The 2,246-nt window shown below is 39.0% G+C and carries 2 protein-coding genes; one reads left to right on the top strand and one right to left on the bottom strand.

Going from position 1 to position 2,246, the window contains the following annotated elements:
• The first annotated feature begins 137 nt into the window (after positions 1-137).
• Positions 138-1,568 (top strand): IS4 family transposase, encoded by a 1,431-nt coding sequence (locus EJN84_RS12140; RefSeq protein ID WP_129595671.1) that lies wholly within the window; start codon positions 138-140, stop codon positions 1,566-1,568.
• Positions 1,569-1,684: 116 nt separating this feature from the next.
• Here EJN84_RS12140 and tnpA read toward each other — a convergent pair whose 3' ends face one another.
• The gene (tnpA, locus tag EJN84_RS12145) at positions 1,685-2,137 is read right to left on the bottom strand and encodes an IS200/IS605 family transposase (protein ID WP_129595672.1); all 453 of its coding nucleotides are present in this window, start codon (positions 2,135-2,137) and stop codon (positions 1,685-1,687) included.
• Between the last annotated feature and the right edge of the window lie 109 nt (positions 2,138-2,246).

Raw genomic sequence — 2,246 nt, forward strand, 5'->3', positions numbered from 1 at the left:
CTAAAGTTTCGCACTTCAGAAAGGGCTGAAAATAAAGGAGAAAAAAGAGATAAAAAAAGAAAAAAAGCAGCATATTTTGTCTAATATATCATTAAAAATGAGTATATTAGCTGCATAATTACCAAAACAGAAAAAATATGCTGCCGGACAAAATTAAGGAAAAAATCTCTGAAATCGGAACAGATTTCACTGAAAATAAATTAGAGAGCATAAATATTTTGAAGGGTTTCAAGGCGTTGAAACTGACAGAAGGATTTTCGGAGTTCAAGTATTTGAAAAGGAGTGGTTACAGTTTTCAATTGGTATTGTCGTCAATGATTTATGCCGTGACGTTGGGCAGTAAAACGGCAGTATCTTCGCTGCCTCTGCTAAAGGAAAAAGGACTTACGATGGGCAAGGACGTATTGTATCGTTTGAAGAATAATGCGCAGATCAATTGGCGGAAAATATTATGGCAGACAGCGTGTAAGTTTATCGGCATAACCGGACAGGAGAAAGAAGCAGAGCGTAAGGTACGATGCCTCATATTCGATGACACGCTGCTTGAGAAGACGGGGAAAAAGATGGAAAAGATCGGGAAGGTTTACGATCACGTAACAAACACCTTCAAGTTGGGATACAAGCTGTTGTTGGGATTGTATTGGGACGGAAAGTCGATGATTCCGTTGGATTTTTCACTTTCAAGAGAGAAAGGGAAACGGGCAGAGAAGCCTTACGGAGTGAGCCGAAAGGAATTACGCCATCAATACGGGAAAAAGCGTTTGAAGGAGCTTTCAGGGAAGGAACGAGAAAAAGAATTGGATAAAAGCAAGATAGAAATGATGCTTGAGATTTTCTACCGGGCCGTACTTTATCACATTCCCCTCGATTATGTCTTGTGCGACAGTTGGTTTACCTGTCAGGCATTAATTACGGCAGTACGTTCAAAGCATATTCACCTGATAGGCATGTACAAGATAGTGAAAGCAAAATTTCTGTATCGGGGCAGGCAGATGAATTACCGACAGATAAACAGTTCAATTGATGAAATAACCCGTTGCAGAAAGATGAGACTGCACTACAAACGCGCAGAGGTAATGTTGGATGGTATTGCGGTAACGTTGTTCTTTACCCGTCAAGGCAAGGGAGGAAAATGGAAAGTATTTTTGACCACCGATACGAAGTTGAGTTTTGTGAAACTTATGGAAATTTACCGGATAAGGTGGTCGATAGAAGTATTTTTCAAAGAGGGAAAGCAACTGTTGAATCTGGGTGGATGTCAATCCAATGATTTTGATGCACAGATAGCCGATGCCACTATAAGCATGATAGCTTATATTTTGTTATCTTTTCGATATCGGTATGAACATTATGAATCGATGGGAGAACTTTTCAGGGCAATGAATGCGGAGTGTTTGCAGCAGACGCTTGACGAACGTCTTTGGGGATTATTTTTGGAGTTGTTGCAGGAAATATGCGAAGCATTGGAGAAAGATATTGATGAATTGTTTGAGTTGATCATGAATTGTCCCAAGACGGCAGAATTGGTTTCAAAAATGCTTGCTCCTCCGCTCCGGGAAGCAGTTTGACGAAAATGGAATTACTAATATATTGATAATCAGATGGGGAATAACTAAATCGCGCTTCTTTATTTTCTGTCTTTCAAATCAATGAATAACCCCGAGGCAAGCCTCGAGGTATCCTGTTAGTCGAACAATGAAAGTTGCCCGTCATACAATTTCTTATATTTCTTTTCATTTCCTTGATTTGAAACATAAGCCATTATTACATCTCGACTACCATATAACCCAACGGTGTTTGCGTAATAGCCACTTGTCCAAAAACTACCACCCCACAACTCTTTTTTTATTTCCGGATGTTTCAAAAAGAGTTCTCGAGCTATCAAACTTTTTAACTTAGTTACTATTTCCGAAACTGAATACGTGGGTACACTTTGTAATAAAAAATGAACATGATCTGCTTCATAGCCTATTTCAATAAAATTGATCTCATAACGCTCGGATATTTCCAAGCAAATGGACTTCAGAGACCTTCCGATTATATCGGTTATCACTTTCCTGCGATATTTTATCGGCAGAACAATGTGATAAAGTAACAAGGTCTTATTATGACGCTTATAAATATGTTCGTCTTCCATACAAACTAAGATAACGCTTTATCTTTAGAAACCTTTGGTTTCTATGGGATTGACCCCGAGGCAAGCCTCGAGGAATTCTTTAGATTAAAGCGAAGTGCGAAACTTTAGT

The organism is Seramator thermalis (genome assembly GCF_004138125.1).
Classification (GTDB): domain Bacteria; phylum Bacteroidota; class Bacteroidia; order Bacteroidales; family Dysgonomonadaceae; genus Seramator; species Seramator thermalis.

Coding starts and splice junctions, on each gene's coding strand:
- tnpA (WP_129595672.1), bottom strand. CDS start 2,137: ATGGAAGACGAACATATTTATAAGCGTCATAATAAGACCTTGTTACTT.
- EJN84_RS12140 (WP_129595671.1), top strand. CDS start 138: ATGCTGCCGGACAAAATTAAGGAAAAAATCTCTGAAATCGGAACAGAT.